The organism is Streptomyces sp. WM6386, assembly GCF_000972385.1.
Taxonomy (GTDB): Bacteria; Actinomycetota; Actinomycetes; order Streptomycetales; family Streptomycetaceae; genus Streptomyces.
In genome coordinates this window covers 1-400 of record NZ_JXTE01000567.1, presented here as the reverse complement: position 1 = coordinate 400, position 400 = coordinate 1, and the positions used below count along the sequence as shown (strand labels likewise).

The 400-nt window shown below is 71.2% G+C and carries 1 protein-coding gene; it reads left to right on the top strand.

The window, feature by feature from the left end; translation table 11 throughout:
* The first annotated feature begins 104 nt into the window (after nt 1-104).
* Nucleotides 105-272 (top strand): hypothetical protein, encoded by a 168-nt coding sequence (locus TN53_RS47715; RefSeq protein ID WP_159038300.1) that lies wholly within the window; start codon nt 105-107, stop codon nt 270-272.
* Nucleotides 273-400 lie beyond the last annotated feature (128 nt).

Here is a 400-nt window from a genome sequence, read left to right as displayed (position 1 = left end):
GCCGCGACGGCCGACGCCGCCGAGGATCTGTTCGTGGAAGCCGGGGACTGATCACGTGCGCGGCAGCACAACTACGCTGCACACGGGCGGACGGCATGGGCCCTATGGAGTCCGTCGAGTACGACGACCACGCCTCCCGCCCGAACGCACCGCTGACGGCCTTGGCCGAGGCCTACGCCGAGACCCCCCGCCGCCCCGCGCACACGATCATCGCCGAGGCCAGAGCGGAGTTCCCGAGTTTCAGCGAGCACATCGAGCACCTGTGCCGATGACCGCGCCCCCCCCCACCTGGGTCACCCGGGCCGCGACGGCCGACGCCGCCGAGGATCTGTTCGTGGAAGCCGGGGACTGATCACGTGCGCGGCAGCACAACTACGCTGCACACGGGCGGACGGCATGG